Annotated in this window: 22 protein-coding genes; 17 read left to right on the forward strand and 5 right to left on the reverse strand. The window is 44.7% G+C overall.

Annotated elements, in window-relative coordinates:
• Nucleotides 1–259: 259 nt before the first annotated feature.
• Complete coding sequence (locus tag HMPREF2560_RS00700) at nucleotides 260–544, reverse strand: PepSY domain-containing protein (protein ID WP_070460093.1); 285 nt, start codon at nucleotides 542–544, stop codon at nucleotides 260–262.
• 231 nt (nucleotides 545–775) lie between these two features.
• Here HMPREF2560_RS00700 and HMPREF2560_RS00705 point away from each other — a divergent pair, with 231 nt between their 5' ends.
• The 14 genes from HMPREF2560_RS00705 to HMPREF2560_RS00765 all read left to right on the forward strand — a co-directional run bounded on the left by HMPREF2560_RS00705 (nucleotide 776) and on the right by HMPREF2560_RS00765 (nucleotide 14858).
• Nucleotides 776–1528, forward strand: a complete 753-nt coding sequence (locus tag HMPREF2560_RS00705) for a PP2C family protein-serine/threonine phosphatase (protein WP_070829664.1) — start codon at nucleotides 776–778, stop codon at nucleotides 1526–1528.
• A gap of 41 nt (nucleotides 1529–1569) precedes the next feature.
• Nucleotides 1570–2025, forward strand: coding sequence for a DUF262 domain-containing protein (locus HMPREF2560_RS11300; RefSeq protein WP_210400181.1), 456 nt, complete (start codon nucleotides 1570–1572; stop codon nucleotides 2023–2025).
• Between the two features lie 60 nt (nucleotides 2026–2085).
• A complete protein-coding gene (locus tag HMPREF2560_RS11305) occupies nucleotides 2086–2904 on the forward strand; it encodes a DUF7834 domain-containing protein (RefSeq protein ID WP_210400182.1) in 819 nt (272 codons plus the stop codon).
• The gene (locus HMPREF2560_RS00715) at nucleotides 2891–4852 is read left to right on the forward strand and encodes a DUF262 domain-containing protein (protein WP_070829666.1); all 1962 of its coding nucleotides are present in this window, start codon (nucleotides 2891–2893) and stop codon (nucleotides 4850–4852) included. The genes HMPREF2560_RS11305 and HMPREF2560_RS00715 overlap by 14 nt, the downstream gene beginning before the upstream one ends.
• A 113-nt stretch (nucleotides 4853–4965) precedes the next feature.
• The gene (locus HMPREF2560_RS00720; protein WP_070606941.1) at nucleotides 4966–6708 is read left to right on the forward strand and encodes a bifunctional alpha/beta hydrolase/class I SAM-dependent methyltransferase; all 1743 of its coding nucleotides are present in this window, start codon (nucleotides 4966–4968) and stop codon (nucleotides 6706–6708) included.
• Nucleotides 6709–6837: 129 nt separating this feature from the next.
• On the forward strand, nucleotides 6838–7965 hold the full coding sequence (locus tag HMPREF2560_RS00725; protein ID WP_070606944.1) for a PIN domain-containing protein: 1128 nt from the start codon (nucleotides 6838–6840) through the stop codon (nucleotides 7963–7965).
• A 40-nt stretch (nucleotides 7966–8005) separates the two neighbouring features.
• On the forward strand, nucleotides 8006–9292 hold the full coding sequence (locus tag HMPREF2560_RS00730; RefSeq protein ID WP_070606947.1) for a phosphatase PAP2/dual specificity phosphatase family protein: 1287 nt from the start codon (nucleotides 8006–8008) through the stop codon (nucleotides 9290–9292).
• Nucleotides 9293–9294: 2 nt separating this feature from the next.
• Nucleotides 9295–9669 (forward strand): hypothetical protein, encoded by a 375-nt coding sequence (locus HMPREF2560_RS00735; RefSeq protein WP_070606949.1) that lies wholly within the window; start codon nucleotides 9295–9297, stop codon nucleotides 9667–9669.
• A gap of 63 nt (nucleotides 9670–9732) precedes the next feature.
• Nucleotides 9733–10440, forward strand: coding sequence for a lysophospholipid acyltransferase family protein (locus HMPREF2560_RS00740; protein WP_070606953.1), 708 nt, complete (start codon nucleotides 9733–9735; stop codon nucleotides 10438–10440).
• The gene (locus HMPREF2560_RS00745; RefSeq protein ID WP_070873642.1) at nucleotides 10437–11426 is read left to right on the forward strand and encodes a phosphatidate cytidylyltransferase; all 990 of its coding nucleotides are present in this window, start codon (nucleotides 10437–10439) and stop codon (nucleotides 11424–11426) included. Before HMPREF2560_RS00740 ends, HMPREF2560_RS00745 begins: the two co-directional genes overlap by 4 nt.
• 109 nt (nucleotides 11427–11535) lie before the next feature.
• Nucleotides 11536–12156: a DUF2238 domain-containing protein gene (locus tag HMPREF2560_RS00750; protein WP_070606956.1), complete on the forward strand. Its 621-nt coding sequence runs from the start codon at nucleotides 11536–11538 to the stop codon at nucleotides 12154–12156.
• Nucleotides 12157–12489: 333 nt separating this feature from the next.
• Nucleotides 12490–13497 carry a ubiquinone anaerobic biosynthesis protein UbiU gene (locus HMPREF2560_RS00755; RefSeq protein ID WP_070606959.1) on the forward strand — a complete coding sequence of 336 codons (1008 nt, stop codon included), beginning with the start codon at nucleotides 12490–12492 and terminating at the stop codon, nucleotides 13495–13497.
• Between the two features lie 10 nt (nucleotides 13498–13507).
• The gene (locus HMPREF2560_RS00760; protein ID WP_070606962.1) at nucleotides 13508–14425 is read left to right on the forward strand and encodes a U32 family peptidase; all 918 of its coding nucleotides are present in this window, start codon (nucleotides 13508–13510) and stop codon (nucleotides 14423–14425) included.
• Entirely contained in the window at nucleotides 14412–14858 is a 447-nt protein-coding gene (locus tag HMPREF2560_RS00765) for a ubiquinone anaerobic biosynthesis accessory factor UbiT (protein WP_070606966.1), read from the forward strand. The genes HMPREF2560_RS00760 and HMPREF2560_RS00765 overlap by 14 nt, the downstream gene beginning before the upstream one ends.
• A gap of 151 nt (nucleotides 14859–15009) precedes the next feature.
• Here HMPREF2560_RS00765 and ccoP read toward each other — a convergent pair whose 3' ends face one another.
• Genes ccoP through ccoN form a run of 4 tightly spaced genes read right to left on the reverse strand, consistent with a single transcriptional unit; the run spans nucleotide 15010 to nucleotide 18627 of the window.
• The gene (gene ccoP, locus HMPREF2560_RS00770) at nucleotides 15010–16356 is read right to left on the reverse strand and encodes a cytochrome-c oxidase, cbb3-type subunit III (RefSeq protein WP_083306161.1); all 1347 of its coding nucleotides are present in this window, start codon (nucleotides 16354–16356) and stop codon (nucleotides 15010–15012) included.
• Nucleotides 16356–16553: a cbb3-type cytochrome oxidase subunit 3 gene (locus HMPREF2560_RS00775; RefSeq protein WP_003748776.1), complete on the reverse strand. Its 198-nt coding sequence runs from the start codon at nucleotides 16551–16553 to the stop codon at nucleotides 16356–16358. Before HMPREF2560_RS00775 ends, ccoP begins: the two co-directional genes overlap by 1 nt.
• A gap of 4 nt (nucleotides 16554–16557) precedes the next feature.
• Nucleotides 16558–17169: a cytochrome-c oxidase, cbb3-type subunit II gene (gene ccoO, locus HMPREF2560_RS00780; RefSeq protein WP_003748778.1), complete on the reverse strand. Its 612-nt coding sequence runs from the start codon at nucleotides 17167–17169 to the stop codon at nucleotides 16558–16560.
• 24 nt (nucleotides 17170–17193) lie between these two features.
• Nucleotides 17194–18627 (reverse strand): cytochrome-c oxidase, cbb3-type subunit I, encoded by a 1434-nt coding sequence (gene ccoN / locus HMPREF2560_RS00785; protein ID WP_003748780.1) that lies wholly within the window; start codon nucleotides 18625–18627, stop codon nucleotides 17194–17196.
• A 332-nt stretch (nucleotides 18628–18959) separates the two neighbouring features.
• On the opposite strand from ccoN, the gene HMPREF2560_RS00790 reads away from it, so the two are divergent.
• The 3 genes from HMPREF2560_RS00790 (at nucleotide 18960) to HMPREF2560_RS00800 (ending at nucleotide 21949) form a co-directional block, all read left to right on the forward strand.
• On the forward strand, nucleotides 18960–20711 hold the full coding sequence (locus HMPREF2560_RS00790) for a M61 family metallopeptidase (RefSeq protein ID WP_070873643.1): 1752 nt from the start codon (nucleotides 18960–18962) through the stop codon (nucleotides 20709–20711).
• Between the two features lie 78 nt (nucleotides 20712–20789).
• Nucleotides 20790–21230: a TIGR01244 family sulfur transferase gene (locus HMPREF2560_RS00795; RefSeq protein ID WP_049323902.1), complete on the forward strand. Its 441-nt coding sequence runs from the start codon at nucleotides 20790–20792 to the stop codon at nucleotides 21228–21230.
• Nucleotides 21231–21652: 422 nt separating this feature from the next.
• Nucleotides 21653–21949 carry a helix-turn-helix domain-containing protein gene (locus HMPREF2560_RS00800; protein WP_003680870.1) on the forward strand — a complete coding sequence of 99 codons (297 nt, stop codon included), beginning with the start codon at nucleotides 21653–21655 and terminating at the stop codon, nucleotides 21947–21949.

Here is a 21949-nt window from a genome sequence, read left to right on the forward strand (position 1 = left end):
GTTGGGATTCGGCAGCTGCGCCGTCGTTTAAAGGTTTTTCTTGGTCGCCTATCTGCTTCGGCTGACCATCTTCCTTCCAATCATTCAAACTCATATCATGACTCCCAACATCAAACACTTTGAACTACATGGAAAATAAAAAGGATATTTAGTTCATTTATTTCAGGTAATTTACATGCTGTTTACATTCTTTAAATGCCTAAATAGCAAACTGTCGCAGGACCAAAAGCCCTGCGACAATCTACTTTATATCGAAATATTAATAATCGATGCGCTCTTTGATAATTTGCAAATCAGGGTAAGACAAAACAATGTCGTACTCACGGCCATTTTTAAAAGCCTCAACTTCCAACACAGGCTGACCTCGACGGCTATCGGCATCAACATCATGAACTTGATAGCCGCGTTGTTCCAACATTCTTACGGCTTTAGCACGGTTTTGCTCGAAGTTTTTGTCGCTGTAGATTTTGTGTTCGATGTAATCGCTGGCACCGGCAGTAGCAGCAGACAAAGCAACGATGGCGGTCAATAAGAATTTTTTCATGTTTGATTTCCTTTTAAAATGTGTATTCGGGTTTCGATGGATGTATTAAAACATGACAAAATTAGCAGTTAATTAGTACTTGGTTAAACGCAGTAAAGGCCGTCTGAAAACTGTTCAGACGGCCTTGATCCTTAGTCATCAAATTTCAAACGTATTGCCCAAGTGTAAATCCGGAGGGTTAGAAACGATGAAAAGCCTGCAGCGAATATTCACCCAACAAATGGACAAATCATGAACAAATTTTGCGAAATCACCTTTTGCCAACAAATCGGCAGCAACAAACAACACAACCAAGATGCCCTTTTTAACGGCGAACAAGTGTTTCAATATAAACTCAAAACCGCTGAAACACGTCTTGAAACCCGTCCACGCTTTATCATCGGGATAGCTGACGGCATTTCCAATAGCAACCGTCCCGAAAAGGCCAGCAAATCCGCCATGCACCTATTAAGCCGCACAGCCAAACTCAGCCGTCAAACCATCAATCATATACAAGCCGCTTTATCTAAAGAGTTGGCAGAAGATTATTTTGGTTCCTCAACCACTTTTGTTGCCGCAGAAATCGACCAAACCACCGGCAAAACCAAAATCATCAGCGTAGGCGACAGCCGCGCCTATTTGATTGATACACAAGGAAAATGGAAGCAACTGACCCAAGATCACTCGATACTCTCCGAATTACTGGATGGTTCATCGGATAAAAAAGAAGAAGAGTTCGCCACCATATATGGCGGCGTTTCTTCTTATCTAGTAGCAGATTATTCCGAATTCCAAGACAAAATGTGCCATATCGAACTTACGCTTAAAGCAGAAGAAAGCCTGCTGCTTTGTTCAGACGGCCTAAGTGATGGACTATCAGCAGTAATCAGAGAAAAAATTTGGCAACAATATGATAACGATAAGTCTCGTCTGACTGTATTTCGTAAATTAATTGCAAAACAAAGAGTTTATGATGATATGTCGGTAGTAGTTTGCCGATTGTAGTCTATAATGTTTACCTATTTTTCATACTAAAGGGTATCTATATGAGCATAGAAAAAGCAGAAATACTCAAGATTGATGACATATTTAAATTAAATTTGAGTATCCCTAATTATCAAAGACCATACAAATGGACAATTAAAAATGTACAACAATTAATCGATGATCTTCTCCAAAATTTTAGGGAGGAGAAAAAAATATACCGCATCGGAACAATTGTTTTAAATAAGAATAAGAATAAAGGCTGTTCTGAAATAGTAGATGGCCAACAGCGGCTTATTACACTCTCGTTATTGCTTCATAAACTGGGGAAGGATGTGTCTCTTTTAAAGGAAAAACCGAATCATAGCATCAGCAAAAATAATATTACAACGAACTATAATTTTCTTAAAAACTATAATTTCACAAATGAATTTAAGGATTACCTCCTTAGCACGTGTGAAATGGTTTGTATTGAACTAAATGACTTAGATGAGGCTTTTCAATTTTTTGATTCATAAAATGCCAGAGGCAAACCTTTAGAATCTTATGACCTCTTAAAAGCCTATCATTTAAGAGACATGAGAGATAAAGACAAGCGGATTATTCACCAATGTGTCGAACGCTGGGAGAAATCTGCAATGTCTAATGATATAAATAATTTAGATAAAATTATCAATTATATCTTATTTAGACTTCGCCGCTGGCATTACAAAGAGAATGCAGAAATATTTACATCAGATGAATTAGATACATTTAAAGGCGTTCATGAAAAAGTTGATTATCCTTACTTACACGGAATATTAGCTACTCATGCCATACAAAAATTATTACATGAAAATCCATTTTTATATCGATCAATATCAGCATTTCAGGCCACACAAGTGTTAATCAATGGAAAATATTTCTTTGATTACATTGAACATTACACAGCCATCTATGCAAAACTATTCAAAGAAAAGGATGGATTGTTAGATAAAATTCATTCTATTAATGGAATTGATTTAGAAAAAGGAGTAATGGATTTTTTAAACAATCATAAATACAGCTATCGAACTGGTGATAAATACATTAGAAATTTATTTGAATGTACCGTATTGTTCTACTTTGATAAATTTGGAGAAAGCCATTTTGAAGAATTTATAACCAAAGCTTTTCTATGGGCTTACCGTACTCGGGTAGAATATCAGCGTATTACCTTTAAGACCATTGAAAATAAAGTTCATGATAAAGTTCATGATAAAGTTCATGATAAAGCTGGATTAATTTCTTATATTGAAAGATCCATCACACCCGAACAAGTCATGCGTTTTATTCAACAAACAGGAAAAGTCAATTTTTCAAAACATGTAGACCCTAAAATAAAAGAGATTTTGGAAATTAAAGATGAAAACAAATAATGATTACGTAAAAACATTAACCATAAATGAATTATTAAATTTAAATAAAGACAAATATATTATTCCTATTTATCAACGTAATTACGCATGGGGAGATGATGAGATCAGCCTTCTTATCCAAGACCTACGGAATGCAAAAAATAAGAATAATTATTATATTGGCAGCTTAGTCATTTATAAAAGAGAAAATAGATATTTAGAAGTCATAGATGGACAACAACGATTGACCACACTGACTTTAATCATGCACTACTTAAAAATCATGCACTACTTAAAATCAGATACCTTTGTTAGAAATGTATACTTTGAGCATAGACATGACTCCGACGATGCCTTAGGAGATCTTGACTCCGACTCTATACCTGATGTTTTTAAAAATGCTTTAAAATCAATAAAAAAATATTGGGAAACAGATAGGACAAAAGAAGAGAGAATGAGTTTGGCAGAGTTCTTACAAGAAAATGTCAAAATTATTAGAACCGAAGTACCCGAAGACACCGACCTCAATCATTACTTTGAAATTATGAATACGCGGGGAGAGCAACTAGAAAAACATGAGATTATCAAGGCTGCTTTAATGGAGGTTTTAGACACAGATAGTGAACGCTCTATTTTCGCCAAAATTTGGGATGCGTGTTCTGACATGAGCCGATATGTTGTAATGGGAATTGATTCGCCACTTAGAGAAAATATTTTTGGCAAGAATTGCGAAAATACTATTCCAAAAAAATTCAATGGCATTATTGAGAATATTGCTGATGCAGAAAAAATTCAACATTCAGATAACGGCTCCGCAAATGAAGAACAATCAATTCTTCAATTAATAACCGCCGATAATGGGGATATCCACTCTTCCCAAGAAAAAACAAACGAGCTTACAGATGGGCGTTTTAATTCCGTTATTGATTTCCCTAACTTTTTGATGCATATCTTAAAAATTTATCTAGAAAAATTTCCTACTGGCATTAATAAAATTCTCTTTAAAGAGATTCCTCTGGATGAAAAAGAACTTTTGCATGCTTTTCACAATGAAGACTGGAACAAAGAAAAGATTGTAAATTTCATAGATACATTGCTATCTTGTCGGTATTTATTTGATAAATATATTATTAAATCAAATTCACCACGTTCAGAAAATGAGCATTGGTCTTTACAGAAAATTAAAAAAATATCAAATAAGTATTACTATAAAAATGTTTTTAGTGACGATAATAATGATTCCGATGATACTGAAGAAACTAATGATAAAACTAAGAACGTAATAATGTTGCTTTCTATGTTTCATGTTTCTAATCCATCCCGAATCTATAAAAACTGGCTATATGCTACATTGCGTTGGTTATTCGCGAATAAGAAAAGTATTACTCAAGAGACATATATTCAATTTCTTGAAAATCTTTGTGATAAATTTTATTTTGAAAACAACTGCAATGGAAACAGGGATTTTATGAAAATTATCTTAAATGATAATTACACCGCCCCTTCAGTACATAAGTCTTGGAATGATGGAGTAAACGTCCCAAATTTTGTATTTAATCGCTTGGATTATCAATTATGGAAATATCAAGACAAGGTAGAGGTCTTTTCAGCTATTGACCAATCTAAACAATCTATCTGGAAAAATTTTAGATTTAGTTTTAGAAGCTCGGTTGAGCACCATTACCCACAAAATCCCTCTCAAGATTTTGGCCTAGATAAATTAGATACAAATGTCTTAGATAATTTTGGCAATCTATATTTGTTATCTCAAAGTAAAAATTCCAGTTTCAGTAATAAACTTCCAGATTGGAAACGGCAGTATTACAAAGAAAAGGATACTTATGATAGCTTAAAACAAGCTATTATGATGAGTTACGAAAACTGGACAGAAAGCGAGATAAAAGATCATGAGAAAAAAATGCTAGAAATCTTAAACAAACCACTGACTGACTCATCGTATCAACCATAATCGGCACTTAACATATCTCTCCATCATTGCATTCGTCCGTCTATCGGATAATCATTGCATTTATTCGATATGTCATGATACTGTCCAAAAAATATGACTATTAGGAGTTCTTCATGTCCGAACAGCAAAAATACTTTTACACTCAAGACGGTACTTCGCTTTTCTACCGCTATCGCCCTGCTGCCGATGGTTCTTCCGATAAAGCCATTGTGCTGTTCCATCGCGGGCATGAGCATTCCGGCCGGATGATGTTTGTTGCCGATGAGCTGGGTTTTGATGATTTTGCCTATTTTGCTTGGGACGCGCGCGGTCATGGTTACAGCCCCGGTGAACGCGGCGATAGTCCGAGCATCAGCACTTCGGTTTCAGACGTAGATGATTTTATCCGACACATTCAAAGCGAATACGGTATCAAACCTGAAAACATTTGCGTGATTGCGCAAAGTGTCGGAGCGGTATTGGTTTCTACTTGGTTGCACGATTACGCGCCGAAAATCCGTTGCGCCGTATTGGCTTCGCCTGCGTTCAAAGTCAAACTCTATGTTCCGTTTGCCCGTACCGGTTTGAAAATGATGCAAAAATGGCGCGGTAATTTCTTTGTCAACAGCTACGTCAAAGCCCACTATCTGACCCACAATGTCGAACGTCAAAAAAGCTACGACAACGATCCGCTTATTGCCCGCGCTATTTCTGTGCGTATCCTGCTGGGTTTATATGACGCGGCCGAACGTGTGGTTGCCGATGCACAAGCGATTACTACGCCTATACAACTGTTGATTTCAGGCAGTGATTGGGTTGTTCATCATAAACCGCAACATGATTTCTACAACCGTTTGGGCAGCCATATTAAAGAGCGCCATATCCTGCCCGGTTTCTACCACGACACCTTAGGCGAACAAAACCGTGAAATCGCCTTTGTTGAAATGCGCCGTTTTATCCGCGAGCGTTTCAATCAGCCTTTGCAACAAGTCGATCTGACTCAAGCGCACTTGTTCGGAGACAGCCGTCGCGAAGCTGACGAACTGGCTACACCTTTGCCTGTTTGTACGCCTCGCGGCGCATTCTGGGCGACATATCGCGCCTCGCTCAAACTGGGTTCGCGCTGGAGTGAAGGTTTGAGAATCGGTCAAGAAACAGGTTTTGATTCGGGCAGCACACTGGATTACGTTTACCGCAATCAACCGCAAGGCAGCAACGCTTTCGGTGTATGGGTGGACAAATACTATCTCAACGCCATCGGCTGGCGCGGTATCCGCCAACGCAAAGTCAATATCGGCAAAGCCATTCAGACGGCCTCAGCCAAACTGCGCGAAGCAGGCAAACCTGTACACGTTTTGGATATTGCGTCCGGTCATGGCCGCTATGTATTGGATGCCCTGACTGCCGACACATTGCCTGATTCCGTACGCTTGCGCGATTACAGCCCGATTAATGTCGAAGCCGGCCGCAAACTGATTGCAGAACGCGGCTTGCAAAACACGGTAACCTTCAATGAAGTCAATGCCTACGACCGCGCCAATTATCACGATTTACAGCCGCGTCCAACGTTGAGCATCGTCTCCGGCCTGCACGAATTGTTTGCCGACAACGATTTGATTTTGAACTCACTCTACGGCTTCGGCGAAGCCATCGAAACCGGCGGCTACCTGATCTATACCGGCCAGCCGTGGCATCCACAACTGGAAATGATTGCCCGCGCCCTGACCAGCCATAAAGCAGGCAGCCCGAACTGGGTAATGCGCCGCCGCAGTCAGCAGGAAATGGATCAGTTGGTTGAAAAAGCCGGCTTTGAAAAAATCCATCAATGGATAGACGAAGACGGTATTTTCACCGTGAGCTTGGCAGTAAAGAAATAAAAATAAAGGCCGTCTGAACAATTTTTTAACTTTCAGACGGCCTGGTATATAAGTTGAGCATTAATAACTCAACAAAAATAATATTAAAAGGGATTTTGGGTATAAACGTCAGTCCAATTAAATAATACTATGAAACACTTACTAATCGACTTTGAAAATATCCAACCGCAAAATCTGGACAAATTACCAACTGAAGATACTCATATTTGGTTATTTTTAGGCACACAACATAAATCATTACCCATTAGTTTAGTGGCATCATTGCTTCCATTTGGCGAACGTGTCCATCTTATTCACTTACAGAAATCAGGCAAAAACGCATTAGATTTTTATCTTTCTTATTATCTTGGAAAAATTATAGCTACAGATACAGATGCTCAAATTGGTATACTTTCTCGTGATGGTGGTTACGATATCTTAGTAGAACATATCTTAGAAAAGCAGGAGGCAAAAGGTGTTGTACGCCTAGCAAATATAGATGAAGTGCAGCACACAAAAATTAATACTACACCTCCAACAAAACTACTAGAACCCCACCCTCAACCTGAAAATTCCCTCAAACCACCCCAGTCATTAGCACCTTATTTTCAAGCAGCCTTAACTGCTTTGCGTCAGCCCAACGCTTTTCTTCCATCTCGCTTACATAATTTGCAACAAAATCTGTGTAAATATATTTTACGCGAACAATTTCAAGGTAAAACAGACGAAGAATGTGAAACAACGACTGCTCATATTATTAATAAACTTAAAACACAAAACTTAATTAGTGTTGATGAGCAAGGTATAGTGATTTACCACATCAGTGACAATGATCTATTACAGAAAATCCAACGTTATATTTTGAATATCAAACCCAAAACTTATACTGATTTTCAAGATGCCGTACAGAAACGTGCAGATGCTCTCTCACTTACTATTAGTCAAGCTGATATTCAAGCCTTTGCACGCCATTTACGCGAACAAAACCATATTCGCCAAAACAATGGAAAAATTGAATATGCTCCATTTCCCCATACTAATCCCAATCCCATATCTCAAAAGAAAATACTCCATTTGCCTGATGAAACCATGTGGAAAAAAGTAATTGCCGCACTGTCAGTTGAACCATCAAAACGCCCAGGTAAAGTCAATACATTACGAAACACTATAAAAGCACATGCAAAATCCAACAATCATGAAACTGAAAAACTATTACAGCATCTACTGAATAGAAAAGTTCTTAGCATTGATGGTACGAATATCACTTATCTTAAATAGGCTCACGGAATCAAAATATTTAATTATTAACTAATCCCCCATGAAACCCTCCCTCAAAACCTCCCTACTCAAGCTGATTTCAGTCGGTATCTTGTTTTACACCAGCTACGGCATCTCCAATCATTATGCAGCATCGCTGGACTATGTGCCTGAAATCGCTTTTACATGGGAAAGCAATATTCCGTTTTGGGCATGGACGATTGTGCCTTATTGGTCGCTAAACCTGATGTATGCTGCGGCATTTTTTCTTTGCCGTGATACACATGAACAAAACCGATATGTAGCGCACCTTGTAGCCGCCCAACTGATTGCGACTGTTTGCTTTGTGCTGTTTCCGCTGCGTTTCGGGTGGCCTAAACCGCCTGCCGATGGGCTGTCAGGCTGGCTGTTTGATTCATTGGCTGCATTTGATTTGCCGTACAACCAAGCACCATCTTTGCATATCGCGCTGGCGATTATCGTGGGTACATTTTATTGGACGCGCTTTCCCAAAATCCGCCTGCCTCTTTTCTTATGGCAAAGCCTGATTGCCCTGTCGGTACTGACAACTTATCAACATCATTTTATTGACGTGCCGACCGGAGCATTGCTTGGCTGGCTGGTGTTATGGGCTTTCCCGCGTCAGATGACTTCGCCGTTAAGACTAGGCTTGAGTAATGTACGCTCAAGAAAGATTGCGTTGCTGTATTTGCTTGGTGCGTGTTTGATGGCTTTGCCTGCGCTGCTGGGTGGTGTGTGGCTGTGGTTGATATGGATTAGCGTGTCTTTGCTGATGGTGGCTTTTGCCTATTTGACTGGAAATGCAAACGTATTCCAAAAACAGGCTAACAGTAAATTATCGGCGGCAGCGACGGTTTTGCTGTTGCCTTATCTGGTGGGCGTACGGCTAAACATGGCGTATTGGTTACGCGGTAAGGCGAAAATGGCACAAGTCCGCAATGATGTATGGATTGGCAGCGTTTTGGGTATTTCAAACCATCTGCCTGCCGTATTGGATGTATGCGCCGAATATCCCTACCGTAGCTATCAAGGAGAATATCGCGCTCTGCCTTTACTGGATATGGTAACGCCGTCTGAAAACGATTTGGTTCAGACGGCCTTGATATTGGAAACCTTGCGCCAAAAACACGGCAAAGTGCTGGCATGTTGCGCTTTAGGTTATGGAAGAAGTGCCGCAGTGGTGCTGACGTGGCTGCTGGTCTATGGTGGCTGCCAAGACTTGGCACAGGCAAAGGCCGAACTCAAACAGGCTCGGCCGCAAATGGTATTATCGCTGGCCACTGCCCAAGCAGTTGAAGCTGCGGCCAACCGTTTAAAACAAGGATAATGATGGACAACGCAACCGATAGCCGTATTACTGCCCACCTGCTCTCTACCGCACATTATGTTGCCGCCTGCAACGCTCTGCTGCTCGCCTTGTCGGCAAAATATGGCGGTGCATGGTTTGCGGTACAACTTGTCTTGGCAGCAGTTTTGTTGTACTGCCATATCCGCGTTCACTTCGACCGCCGCGTGTTCCAAGACTTTGCCGACAACCGCTACTCTCCTGAAGACTTTGACCACGCCTTACAGCAAAACGGTTTGCGTCAAACTTCAGGCAGCCGTACTTTGACCCAACGGATAAACGGCGCACTTTCCTTATGGCGCAAAAGCTTATACCTGACCGCCGCACAATTTTTAATTTTGCTTATCCAAAGCATTTGATTATTTTTGCTGATTTACCCAAACCAAATCTAGAGCGGTATCTCATTTCAAAAGGCAGAAACAATGAAAAACTTCCTCAAAAAACAACTTGCCTGGCTGACCGACCAAGCCTTGTGTCTGTCGGTCTCTTTTCTTACGGGCGTACGCCCCAAAAGTCCGCGCGAGCTGACATTCAATCAGCACCAAAAGGTCTATTACGCCAATCACGGCAGCCATGGTGATTTTGTATTGGTGTGGATTTCCCTGCCCCACCGCTGGCGCTTGTCCACGCGCCCTGTCGCCGGTTCGGATTACTGGCTGACGAGCAAACTCAAACGCTTCATCATTCAAAACGTTTTCAATGCCTTGCTGATTCCGCGCCATAGCGATAATCCGCAGGTGATTACCGAACAGATGAAAGATGCGCTGAACGCAGGCGATTCCTTGATTATTTTCCCTGAAGGCACGCGCAACACTGACGATAACACCATCCTGCTGCCGTTCAAGTCCGGCATTTATCATCTGGCAAAAAGCAAACCCAATACCGAATTTGTGCCGATTTGGATAGACAACATCAGCCGCGTACTGCCCAAAGGCAAAATCCTGCCTATCCCGCTTTTGTGTGAAGTCCATATCGGACAACCGCTTACCTTGCAGGAAAACGAAGACAAAGACAGCTTTTTGACACGCAGCCGTGAAGCATTGCTGGCACTCAGGCCGTCTGAAAACGACCGCAGCGAGCTTCGCCAAAATGAATCTGAAGTTCATCAAAACAAAGGAGGACAAGCATGAGCCTTTCTACGACTTCCCAACAAATCATTGTCGAACAAGCCGCCGCTCATCTGACTCCGCAAGCCAGCTATATTTTTGTCGGCGTATTTGCCGTATTGTGTTTTGCCAGCATCATCGGACAATGGCTCAAGCGTAAAAACGGCGCAGATAATGCCACCATCGCCAACCTCAACGCCCGTATTTACGCATGGTGGCTGATGACGCTGGTGTTACTGGGTGCATTTTGGTTCGGCAAAATCGGGACGGTTGTACCGTTTTTCCTGATTTCATTTGCCGCACTGCGCGAGTTTATGACCCTCGTCTATCGCCGCCGCAGCGACTATTACAGCATGGTGGTCTGCTTTTACCTGCTTCTGCCGGTGCAATACTATTTCGTCTATGACGGCTGGTATGGCATGTTCAGCATTTTTATTCCAGTTTACGGCTTTTTGATACTACCGATTATTGCCAGCCTCAGCGGCCAAACGGCACACTTTTTGGAACGCGCCGCCAAAACACAATGGATGGCGATGATTTGCATCTTCTGCCTGTCCCATGTTCCGGCGCTGATGTTTCTAGACTTGGACGGCTTCGATAACGGCAACAATATCCTGTTGCTGATCTTCCTGATTGGCGTGGTGCAAGTATCGGATGTGTTGCAATACGTTTGGGGCAAACTGATTGGCGGTGCAAAAATCATGCCTTCGCTTTCTCCGTCCAAAACCATTTCCGGCACTGTCGGCGGTATTTTATCGGCCACGGCCATTGCCGCGTTGATGGCGCCGATTACGCCGTTCTCCCACGGCCAAGCGGCCATTATCGGCTTTATCGTCTGCCTGATGGGCTTCTTTGGCGGCCTGGTTATGTCCGCCATCAAACGCGATTACGGTGTCAAAGACTGGGGCAATATGATACGCGGCCACGGCGGTATGCTTGACCGCGTGGATTCGATTTGTTTTGCCGCACCCGTGTTTTTCCACATCACCCGTTATTTCTGGAATGGCTAAACTTCAAGCCGTCTGAAAGCTGTTTTTCAGACGGCCTTTAATGATCGAAACTTCCAGTCCTACCAATTCGTTATACAATACGTAACCATTATTACTACATACACACAACATGAACAAACCCTCTCCAATCTTTCCCATTTTTCTTGCCACAATTATCTTTGCCCTCATTGTTTGGTCAGGCATCAATCCCCATGACCGCGCGGTCTGGTACGCTGAAATCATTCCCGTAGCATCCGTATTCTTCCTTCTTGTTGCCACCTACCGCATTTTCCGCTTCAGCAACCTGGCCTACTTATTCATGAGTTTCTGGCTGATTATGCATTCAATCGGTGCATACTATACTTTTGCAGATGTACCGTTTGAATCCATCAACCGCTTTTTTGAACCAATTTTGGGCGAAAACCGCAATCATTACGACCGTATTGCCCATTACATCATCGGCTTCTACGCCTATCCAATGACTGAATGGCTGCTGCGCCGCAAACTGTGCAACCTGCCGTTGGCCTTATTTTTCTCCTTGTTCTTCATTATGAGCGTGGCTGCCGCCTATGAAATTATCGAATGGCAATATGCCGTCATCGATGGTGGAGAGGCCGGACTGGAGTTCTTGGGCTCTCAAGGCGATATTTGGGACGCGCAAAAAGACATGCTTGCCGATACTTTGGGCGCGTTAACTTCCCTGTTTATTTTTATGTTTACCCGACCCGATAAACGCTTGGGTTTCTCTTAAATATATCCCTTTAAAGCAGAAGGCCGTCTGAAACTGGATTTTCAGACGGCCTTTTTTATTTTCCCATCACTATTATTGTAAAAATTAATAAATGCGATAGTTAAAAACATGCACCGGTTTTAAAACAAAACCCGTCATTAAAATTTTTAAGCACATGAAATATATAAAAAACAACGTCTGTTAAGATTTTGTAAACAATATGTCTACGTCAACCTGAATTTTTCGATTTGATTTAAATCAGCATATCTTGTGTCATTAATCCATAAAATATCCGGAATTCTACAAAATATTGATTAACCCGATAGAGGTTATCATCAAGACGAGGAACACAATATGCAGAAAATTCCAGAATTGGTCTGCCCCGCCGGCAACCTGCCTGCACTGAAAACCGCTGTGGACAACGGTGCGGACACGGTTTACATGGGTTTGAAAGATGCGACCAATGCACGAAACTTTCCGGGACTGAATTTCGATATGAAATCTGCGCGGGAAGGCGTAGCTTACGCCCATGCGCGCGGGCGCAATGTACTGATGGCCATCAATACATTTGCACAAGCCGGCCAAGTGGAGCGTTGGCACGCCGCTGTGGATACGGCGGCGAATTTGGGTGCCGATGCGATTATTGTTGCCGACCCCGCCATCATGGCGTATGCGACAGACAAACATCCGAATTTACGCCTGCATATGTCGGTACAAGGTTCGGCCACCAATTACGAAGCCATCAATATGATGAAAGAGCTGTTCGGCATCCGTCGTGCCGTTTTGCCACGCGTGCTGACCATCGATCAGGTCAAACATGTGATTGACAATACTGATGTGGAAATTGAAGTCTTTGGCTTCGGCAGTTTGTGTGTGATGGTGGAAGGCCGTTGCATCTTGTCGAGCTATGCAACAGGCGAATCGCCCAATATGCAAGGTGTCTGCTCTCCGGCAAAATCCGTCCGCTGGGAACAACTGCCCGACCGCATGAACGTACGTCTAAACCAGGTATTGATAGACCAATACAAACCCAATGAACCGGCAGGTTATCCAACCTTGTGCAAAGGCCGCTTTGAAGTCCATGATGAAACTTACTATGCTTTGGAAGAACCGACCAGCCTGAATGTTTTGGAAATGTTGCCCGAACTCATCAAAATCGGTGTGTCCGCCATCAAAATCGAGGGACGCCAACGCAGTCCGATGTATACGGCGCAAGTAACCAAATCCCTGCGCCAAGCACTGGATGCAGCTGCAGCCGACCCATCGCATTTCAAAGTCAATCCGTCCTGGAACAATGCCTTGAGCAAAGTTTCGGAAGGTCATCAGACAACTTTGGGCGCATACAACCGCCCATGGAAATAAGGGGAAAAAAATGAATTCATTGAAATTGTCGCTGGGCCCTATTTTATTTTTCTGGCAAAAAGAAGCCCTACTGGAATTTTACGTTTCCATGCTGGATACGCCGTTGGATACGGTCTATTTGGGCGAGGTAGTCTGCTCACGCCGTCAGAAAATGCGCTTTGCCGACTGGTTCGGACTGGCTGAAGACTTGGCGGAAAGCGGTAAGGAGATTATTCTTTCTTCACAAGTCCTGCTCGAAAGCGAATCCGATCTAAAACGCCTGCGCAAAATCACGGAGCAGGGAAAGTTTAAAGTTGAGGCCAACGACATGGGGGCGGTCAAATTGGCACGCGAACATGGCATCCCGTTTGTTGCCGGTGCAAGCCTGAATATCTACAACGAAACTACTTTGGACGTATTCCGAAAATTAGGGGCATTCCGCTGGATTGCACCGTCCGAGCTGAGCCGCGATAAGGTTGCCGAAATCATCAAGGCTTCAGACGGCATTGAAACCGAACTCTTCGCTTGGGGTAAAATGCCGCTCGCCTATTCATCACGTTGCTTTACCGCCCGCCATTACAATCTGAATAAAGACAGTTGCGAGTTCCGCTGCCTCGACCACGAGCACGGTATGGCCATGAATACGCGCGAAGGCCAGCCGTTTCTCACCATCAACGGCATCCAAACCATGTCTTACGGCTGCCAAAACCTACTGCCCCACCATGAAGACTTAAATAAAATCGGCGTGAATATGCTCAGACTGTCGCCACAAATGCACGGCATGGCTGAAATTATCCAAATTCACCGCGATGTATTGGACGGAAAAGCCACATGGGAAGATGTCCACCCTGAGTTGGAACGATTGACTACCGGAACACTGGTTGACGGCTATTGGCGCGGTCAGCCCGGTATTGAAACCGTGAAGGAGGCATATTATGGCGCTGCCTGAAATCATATTACCCAAATGGATGACAAAAATCGGTACCAAACTTCCCGGCAAACCTCCACGCTTTGTTTTGGTCTCCGTATTGAATACCATGCTGAGAAAAGGTTTACTGCCTGCCGATATGGAACTTTTTGCCGGAAGAAAATTCGAAATCGAAGTTTTGGATGCCGGTATCAAAGTGCGGTTTAGTGCCGATACGGAAAAATTCCTGGACGACAACTTCAGCGGCGCCCCCGATCTGAGACTGGCCGCTAACGGTATAGACTTCATGCGCATGATGATGCGCGAGGAAGATCCCGATACCTTATTTTTCAACCGTAAATTGCAAATCGAAGGCGATACGGAACTGGGGCTAATTACCAAAAACTTACTCGACAGCGTCGAGTGGCCTTTCAGCGAATGGTTCCTGAAACGCAGTACGTCCACTTTGGATTGATTAATCTTGGTTGAAACAAGAACAAAGGCCGTCTGAATGTTTCAGACGGCCTTATATATTTCACCTCTTTGATATGTCTTCTCTTATTGGTTTTATCAAATATAAAAAAGCGTACCTTGTTAGGTACGCTTTTTTTCAATCCGACTCAAAATTAGAATTTTGCACCGGACTCATTTGCCATAAAGTCTACAGCCGCTTTAACCTCATCGTCACTCAAGCTGCTGTTGCCGCCTTTGGCAGGCATTGAATTAAAACCTTCAAGCGCGTGTTTGTGCAAAGTATCTTTACCTTGCTTAATTCGAGGAGCCCAGTCGTCTTTTTTACCGACAACAGGTGCGCCCGGAATCATACCGCCATGGCATGTTTTACAGTTGGCTTCAAAAACAGCTTTGCCGTCTACCTTAACCGGAGCTGCTTCTGCTTTTTCAGCAGGTTTGGCTTCAGCAGCAGGAGCAGCTTTAGCATCTGAAGCAGCTTTATCGGCAGCAGGAGCTGAAGCAGCCGCCGGAGCAGAAGCATCGGCAGGTTGAGCTACCGGAGCAGGCTCGGCTTTTTTAGCAGGAGCTTTTTTACCGTCTTTGTTGGACAAACCCCAAACATAAGCGGTCATGATGTGCAGCTTGTCTTTGTCGAGGAAGTGCCCCCAAGCAGGCATTTGGCTGCTGCGGCCGTTGGTAATGGTTTCGGTAATCGCTTTTTGAGTACCGCCCCACAACCATACATCGTCGGTCAGATTCGGGCCGAGGCCTTGGATACCTTGACCTTTGTCGCCGTGACAAGTGAAACAGTTGGCAGGTGGGCCGCTAAACAGGGCTTTACCACGCTCTGCACGTTCTTCGTCGTATTGACCTTTAGGTTTAGAAAGGGACATAACATATTGTGTTACGTTTTTCACGCCTTCTTCACCTAAAGCAGGACCCCATGCAGGCATGGCGGCAGTACGGCCTTTTTCAATGGTTTCCTGAATTTTTTCAGGTTCGCCACCCCACAACCAGTCGTCGTCGGTCAAATTCGGGAAGCCTTTGGAGCCTTTGGCATCTGAGCCGTGACATTGGATACAGTAGGTATTGAAAAGGTTTTGTGCAATAGCACGGGCTTCAGGGTCTTTAGCCACTTTCTCAATCGGCATATTGGAAAATTTAGCATACACTTTACCGTATTGCTGATTGGCTTTGGCAACTTCTTCTTCATATTGACCATGGCTGCTCCAGCCCCACAGGCCTTTGTAATCGCCAATACCTGGATACATAATCAGGTAGCCGACGCCAAACAGCCATGTGCAGACATAAAGCCAAAACCACCAACGTGGCAGAGGGTTGTTGTACTCCGAAATGCCGTCCCACTCATGACCTGTGGTTTTTACTTCTTCGCCTTTTTTAGGGCGTTTCACAACGTTTTGCGAAAGCAGAAGCCAAGCCAGGCCGATGAAGCTGAGCACGACGATAACGGCAATATATATACTCCAGAAACTACTGGTAAATTGGGATGTTGTGTTCATTATTTTGCTCCGTGATCACGGACTGACTGAGCTTGATCGTCCTTTTCAGACGGCCTTTGTTCGTCATTATCGAAAATACTGCTGGCAGCATCGTCATAGTTTTTCTTATTGCGTCTATTGAACACAATATAGAGAACTAAAATAAAGCTGATAAATACCCAAACAGTAAAGAGCGAGCGAGCCCAGTTAGCGTCCATGATGTTACCTTACGTTTTTCAATGCCAAGCCCAAGCCTTGCAGATAGGCGATAACAGCGTCCAGCTCTGATTTGTTAGCCAGCATTTCAGGTGCTTTGGCAATTTCTTCATCGCTGTAAGGTGTACCCACTTTACGCAGGGCTTTCATATGCGCCACAGTTGCCTCGGCATCGACTTTATTGCGTGCGAGCCATGGGAATGCAGGCATATTGGACTCCGGCACAACGTCGCGCGGGTTCAGCAGGTGGATGCGGTGCCATTCATCGGAATAACGGCCGCCAACACGAGCCAAATCCGGACCGGTACGTTTAGAACCCCATTGGAACGGATGGTCATAAACAGACTCACCGGCAACAGAGTAATGACCGTAACGTTCAGTTTCTGCACGGAATGGACGAATCATTTGAGAGTGGCAGTTGTAGCAGCCTTCGCGCACATAAATATCGCGACCGGCCACTTGCAGGGCGTTATATGGTTTCACGCCGGGTGCAGGTTCGGTAACTGCCTTGGTGAAGAACAGCGGAACAGCCTCAATCAGAAGGCCGACGCTGACTACAAGCAGGGTGAATACAATCAGTACACCGACTTTTTCTTCAGCTAATTGTTGTAATTTCATTTTGGTAGCCTATCTTTCTTGTCATTAGTGGTGTTGAGTTTGAGAAACCGCAGGAATCTCAGCATCAACTGCTTTACCACTGATAGCAGTACGGTAAACGTTATATGCCATGATGCACATACCGCTCAGGTACAGAAGACCGCCGGTGAAACGAATCATGTAGTAAGGCATGGTACGTTTTACGGATTCAACGAAGGAATAAGTCAGCGTGCCGTCGTCATTCAAAGAACCCCACATCAGACCTTGCATTACGCCGGCAATCCACATTGCAGCGATATACAGAACCACGCCGATGGTCGCGATCCAGAAATGCGCCTCAACCAATTTGGTGCTGTACATTTCATTTTTGCCGAACAAGCGGGGAATCATATAGTAAACGGAGCCGATGGTTACAAAGCCCACCCAGCCCAATGCGCCGGCGTGAACGTGTGCAACAGTCCAGTCGGTGTAGTGGCTCAGAGCGTTAACGGTTTTGATAGACATCATCGGGCCTTCGAAGGTAGACATACCGTAGAAAGACAGAGAAACGATCAAGAATTTCAAAATCGGGTCGGTACGCAGTTTGTCCCATGCGCCGGACAGAGTCATGATACCGTTGATCATACCGCCCCAAGAAGGCGCAAACAGGATCAAAGACAATACCATACCCAAAGATTGAGTCCAGTCAGGCAATGCGGTGTAGTGCAAGTGGTGAGAACCAGCCCACATATAAGTGAAAATCAAAGCCCAGAAGTGGACAACGGACAAGCGGTAAGAGTAAATCGGACGGCCTGCTTGTTTAGGTACGAAATAGTACATCATACCCAAGAAGCCGGCTGTCAGGAAAAAGCCCACCGCATTGTGGCCGTACCACCATTGAACCATCGCATCAATCGCACCTGCGTAAACCGGATAAGATTTCATCAAACCGGCAGGGATGCTGATATTATTGACGATGTGCAACAGCGCAACGGCCAAAATAAAGCCGCCGTAGAACCAGTTGGCAACGTAAATATGTTTGATTTTACGTTTGGCAATCGTACCGAAGAATACGATGGCGTAGGCAACCCACACCAGCGTAATCAAAATGTCGATAGGCCATTCCAACTCGGCGTATTCTTTACCTTGGGTGTAACCCATAGGCAAGCTGATGGCCGCAGCCACGATAACAGCCTGCCAACCCCAGAAGGTAAATGCAGGCAACCAACCACCAAACAGACGGGTATTACATGTACGTTGAACAACGTAGTATGATGTACCGATCAACCCGCAACCGCCGAATGCAAAAATAACCGCATTGGTGTGCAGAGGACGCAGGCGGCCGAAGTGGAACCAAGGTCCGATATTGGATAAATCGAGGGCCGGAGCAAAAAGCTGGGCAGCGACGATAACGCCAACCAACATGCCCACAATACCCCAAACTACAGTCATGATGGCGAACTGGCGCACCACTTTGTAGTTATAAGTTTGTGTGTCCATGGAAGTCTCCATAAATTATGGGTATAAAAAATTTTTATCTCACCCCAACCCCTGCATTTACGAAAAGCGCAATACGGCCAAGGCTCAAATTTTTCTAAATTTAACATAGACACCACAACATGCCAAGCAAAATTACATTCCACATTGCATAAAATATTTAGCAAGACATAAATTCATTTCTTTTATAATCAATAAATTATTTAAACATATCCCATAAATCGGACATAGTATTTTTTCAAGCCCCCTTTTTCATACAGTTTTATTGATATAGATTAAGCCCACCCCTTAAACCCCTTTATTCTTAATAAACTTTAGCAAATTAACCAATAGCCATGATTAATTACAAAATTACCCCCAATTTCCTGTCTCATGAATGGCACATCACCTTATCATTCGCTCAAACCAATGATTCTGAAACAGAAATCAGCCTGCCGAACTGGGTTCCCGGCAGCTATCTCATCCGTGACTTTGCCCGCCATATCACGCACATCAGCGCGCGCTGCAACGGCAAAGCCCAGCCGCTGACACAAACCAGCAAAAACCATTGGCAAACCCCTGCTCTCAGTGGAGAGTGGGAAATTTACTACACTGTTTACGCATTCGACTTATCAGTTCGCGGCTCGTTCCTCAGTACCGAGCGCGGCTTTTTCGACGGCGCATGCCTATTCTTAAAAGTACACGGACAAGAGGAACAACCGCACCAAGTCGAATTTCCTACCCTGCCACATACATGGCAGATAGCCACAACCCTGCCACAAATTTCGGCAACCCCTTTTCAGACGGCCTCATATGCCGAGCTTATCGACCACCCTGTTGAAACAGGCATCATCGAATTCCTCGACTTTGAAGCACAAGGTATTCCCCATCGTATTGCATTAAGCGGTATCTACCCCGATTTTGACCGCGCCCGCTTCCTCGCCGATATTCAAAAAATCTGCGAAACCGAGTTGGCGATGTTCCCCTCCCCTGCCCCGTTTTCCGAATACCTTTTCCTACTACATCTGGGCGACAACCTCTACGGCGGACTGGAACACATCAGCAGCACCGCCCTACTCGCCGACCGCCACAGCCTGCCATCTTACGATATGGGCGAAGCCGACAAAGCCTATACCGAATTACTCGGCCTCTTCTCCCATGAATACTTCCACGCATGGAATGTTAAATCCATCAAACCGGCCGTCTTCGCACCTTACAATCTCGACCAAGAAAACTACACCGAGCAACTTTGGGCATTTGAAGGCATTACGTCCTACTACGACGACCTCTTTCTTGCTAGAAGCAAAACCATCAGCCCCGAAGCCTACCTTACCCTGCTTGCACAAGGCATTACACGCGTACAGCAGACACAAGGCCGTCTGAAACAAACACTTGCCCAATCCAGTTTCAGCGCATGGGACAAGTTCTACAAACAAGACGAAAACAGCCCTAACGCCATCGTCAGCTATTATCAAAAAGGCGCACTGGCCGCACTTTGCCTCGACCTTATCAGCCGTGAAAAAAGCCAAGGCAAATACAACCTCGACAGCGTGATGCAGCAACACTATCGCGACTGGTGCAACACCCATCAAGGCATACCCGAAAAACACTGGCAAATCCGCTGTCAAGAAATAACCGGTTTAGATTTAGAAACCTTCTTTCAGACGGCCTTATACAGCACCGATGATCTTCCGCTCGCAGAATGTCTGCAAAGCGTAGGTGTCAAACTCGACTTTATCCCCCTACCTCGTCAACACGGTGGAGCATTTGCAAGCGAACCCCAATCGGTTGCCCCAGCCAACGATTTGGGCGCACGTTTCAAACAAAACAGCGACTATGCCGTCCTGACTCATGTATTCAATGGCGGCAGCGCAGAAAATGCCGGACTCTGCCCGCAAGACAAAATCATCGCCTTGGGCGGCTACGCCTGCAACGACCTTGCAGCGCAGTGGAGCAAACTGCCTATCGGCACGCGCACCACCATCCATTTCTTCCGCCAAGGCTTGTTGCGCGAGACCAGCATCACAGTCCAAGCAGCAGAAGCCAATACCGCCCTGCTGCACATTACCGATCGCCAAAAACTCGAAAACTGGTTGTACAATCATTAAATAAAACTTCAGACGGCCTGCTACTTCACAGGCCGTCTGAAATCAACATACCCATTCAATATAAAGAAAGGAAAAACTATGCCCATCCGCAAGCTGACCGACTCCCTCTATATCGCCCCCCAACTGACCGAAGCCGATGTTCAAGAAGCCGTACGCCTCGGCATCCAAACCGTCATCTGCAACCGCCCGGACGGCGAAGAAGAAAACCAACCGGCTTTTGCCGAAGTGCAAAACTGGTTTAAAGAGGCCGGCATCAACCAATTCTCACACCAGCCCGTTGTCGCGCCTCAAATCAACGCAGCCGATGTTGCAGCCTTTCAAAATCTGTTGCAACAATCTCCAACTCCTATTCTTGCCTTCTGTCGTACCGGCACACGTTGCTCCCTGCTTTGGGGTTATCATCAAGTGCAACACGGCGCATCCGTAGCCGAAGTGGTTGCCGCAGCCGAACAGGCAGGCGTTAACCTCAGCAACTTTGAAGCTCGCCTGCAAGAAGCCAAAGATAAAGGTTTGGCTTAATACCTAATTTATATAGTAACTAGTAGCCCTTAAGGCCATCAGGCCGTCTGAAACCGATTATTCAGACGGCCTGATGGCCTTAGCTTATTTATAATTTATTTCCACTATCTTGGAGATATATTTTCTAAATTAAAACAGAATTGACCTGTGTCAATACCCCAATCCTATTTTCATTTATAATGCCTTTCAATGATTCAGGGCCATGCCCGAATCTTCCAGTTTCCTCGATAAGAGCCAGCTCTCTTATTAAATGATTTTTCTTTCCTCTTGATGTGTGTGTGTTTGGGTGTGGCTGAGTGCCACCCCCTTTTTTTATACCTACCCTCTTGAAGGCCGTCTGAAACTTTCAGACGGCCTTTCCTTTCCCCTAGCAAAAATAGTATAAAATCCCCTTATCGTTCAAACCACAAACCCAAAACACCATGGTCAACAAACTCACTCCCCCTCCCAGTCTGCCCGATCCGCAAGACCTCCGCGCCGTTATCGCCTACAACATGCGCCTCTACCGCGTCAATCACGGCTGGTCGCAAGAAGAACTCGCACGCCAATGCGGACTCGACCGCACCTACGTCTCCGCCGTCGAGCGCAAACGCTGGAACATCGCCCTTTCCAACATCGAAAAAATCGCATCCGCACTCAAAATCGCCCCTTACAAACTCCTCCTTCCACCGCAAGAAATGCTCCGCCAAATGACCGAGCCTGCCGATACCCAAGCCTAA

The sequence above is a fragment of the Neisseria sp. HMSC078H04 genome (assembly GCF_001838135.1).
Taxonomy (GTDB): Bacteria; Pseudomonadota; Gammaproteobacteria; order Burkholderiales; family Neisseriaceae; genus Neisseria.

Coding starts and splice junctions, on each gene's coding strand:
- HMPREF2560_RS00700 (WP_070460093.1), bottom strand. CDS start 544: ATGAAAAAATTCTTATTGACCGCCATCGTTGCTTTGTCTGCTGCTACT.
- HMPREF2560_RS00705 (WP_070829664.1), top strand. CDS start 776: ATGAACAAATTTTGCGAAATCACCTTTTGCCAACAAATCGGCAGCAAC.
- HMPREF2560_RS11300 (WP_210400181.1), top strand. CDS start 1,570: ATGAGCATAGAAAAAGCAGAAATACTCAAGATTGATGACATATTTAAA.
- HMPREF2560_RS11305 (WP_210400182.1), top strand. CDS start 2,086: ATGAGAGATAAAGACAAGCGGATTATTCACCAATGTGTCGAACGCTGG.
- HMPREF2560_RS00715 (WP_070829666.1), top strand. CDS start 2,891: ATGAAAACAAATAATGATTACGTAAAAACATTAACCATAAATGAATTA.
- HMPREF2560_RS00720 (WP_070606941.1), top strand. CDS start 4,966: ATGTCCGAACAGCAAAAATACTTTTACACTCAAGACGGTACTTCGCTT.
- HMPREF2560_RS00725 (WP_070606944.1), top strand. CDS start 6,838: ATGAAACACTTACTAATCGACTTTGAAAATATCCAACCGCAAAATCTG.
- HMPREF2560_RS00730 (WP_070606947.1), top strand. CDS start 8,006: ATGAAACCCTCCCTCAAAACCTCCCTACTCAAGCTGATTTCAGTCGGT.
- HMPREF2560_RS00735 (WP_070606949.1), top strand. CDS start 9,295: ATGGACAACGCAACCGATAGCCGTATTACTGCCCACCTGCTCTCTACC.
- HMPREF2560_RS00740 (WP_070606953.1), top strand. CDS start 9,733: ATGAAAAACTTCCTCAAAAAACAACTTGCCTGGCTGACCGACCAAGCC.
- HMPREF2560_RS00745 (WP_070873642.1), top strand. CDS start 10,437: ATGAGCCTTTCTACGACTTCCCAACAAATCATTGTCGAACAAGCCGCC.
- HMPREF2560_RS00750 (WP_070606956.1), top strand. CDS start 11,536: ATGAACAAACCCTCTCCAATCTTTCCCATTTTTCTTGCCACAATTATC.
- HMPREF2560_RS00755 (WP_070606959.1), top strand. CDS start 12,490: ATGCAGAAAATTCCAGAATTGGTCTGCCCCGCCGGCAACCTGCCTGCA.
- HMPREF2560_RS00760 (WP_070606962.1), top strand. CDS start 13,508: ATGAATTCATTGAAATTGTCGCTGGGCCCTATTTTATTTTTCTGGCAA.
- HMPREF2560_RS00765 (WP_070606966.1), top strand. CDS start 14,412: ATGGCGCTGCCTGAAATCATATTACCCAAATGGATGACAAAAATCGGT.
- ccoP (WP_083306161.1), bottom strand. CDS start 16,356: ATGAACACAACATCCCAATTTACCAGTAGTTTCTGGAGTATATATATT.
- HMPREF2560_RS00775 (WP_003748776.1), bottom strand. CDS start 16,553: ATGGACGCTAACTGGGCTCGCTCGCTCTTTACTGTTTGGGTATTTATC.
- ccoO (WP_003748778.1), bottom strand. CDS start 17,169: ATGAAATTACAACAATTAGCTGAAGAAAAAGTCGGTGTACTGATTGTA.
- ccoN (WP_003748780.1), bottom strand. CDS start 18,627: ATGGACACACAAACTTATAACTACAAAGTGGTGCGCCAGTTCGCCATC.
- HMPREF2560_RS00790 (WP_070873643.1), top strand. CDS start 18,960: ATGATTAATTACAAAATTACCCCCAATTTCCTGTCTCATGAATGGCAC.
- HMPREF2560_RS00795 (WP_049323902.1), top strand. CDS start 20,790: ATGCCCATCCGCAAGCTGACCGACTCCCTCTATATCGCCCCCCAACTG.
- HMPREF2560_RS00800 (WP_003680870.1), top strand. CDS start 21,653: ATGGTCAACAAACTCACTCCCCCTCCCAGTCTGCCCGATCCGCAAGAC.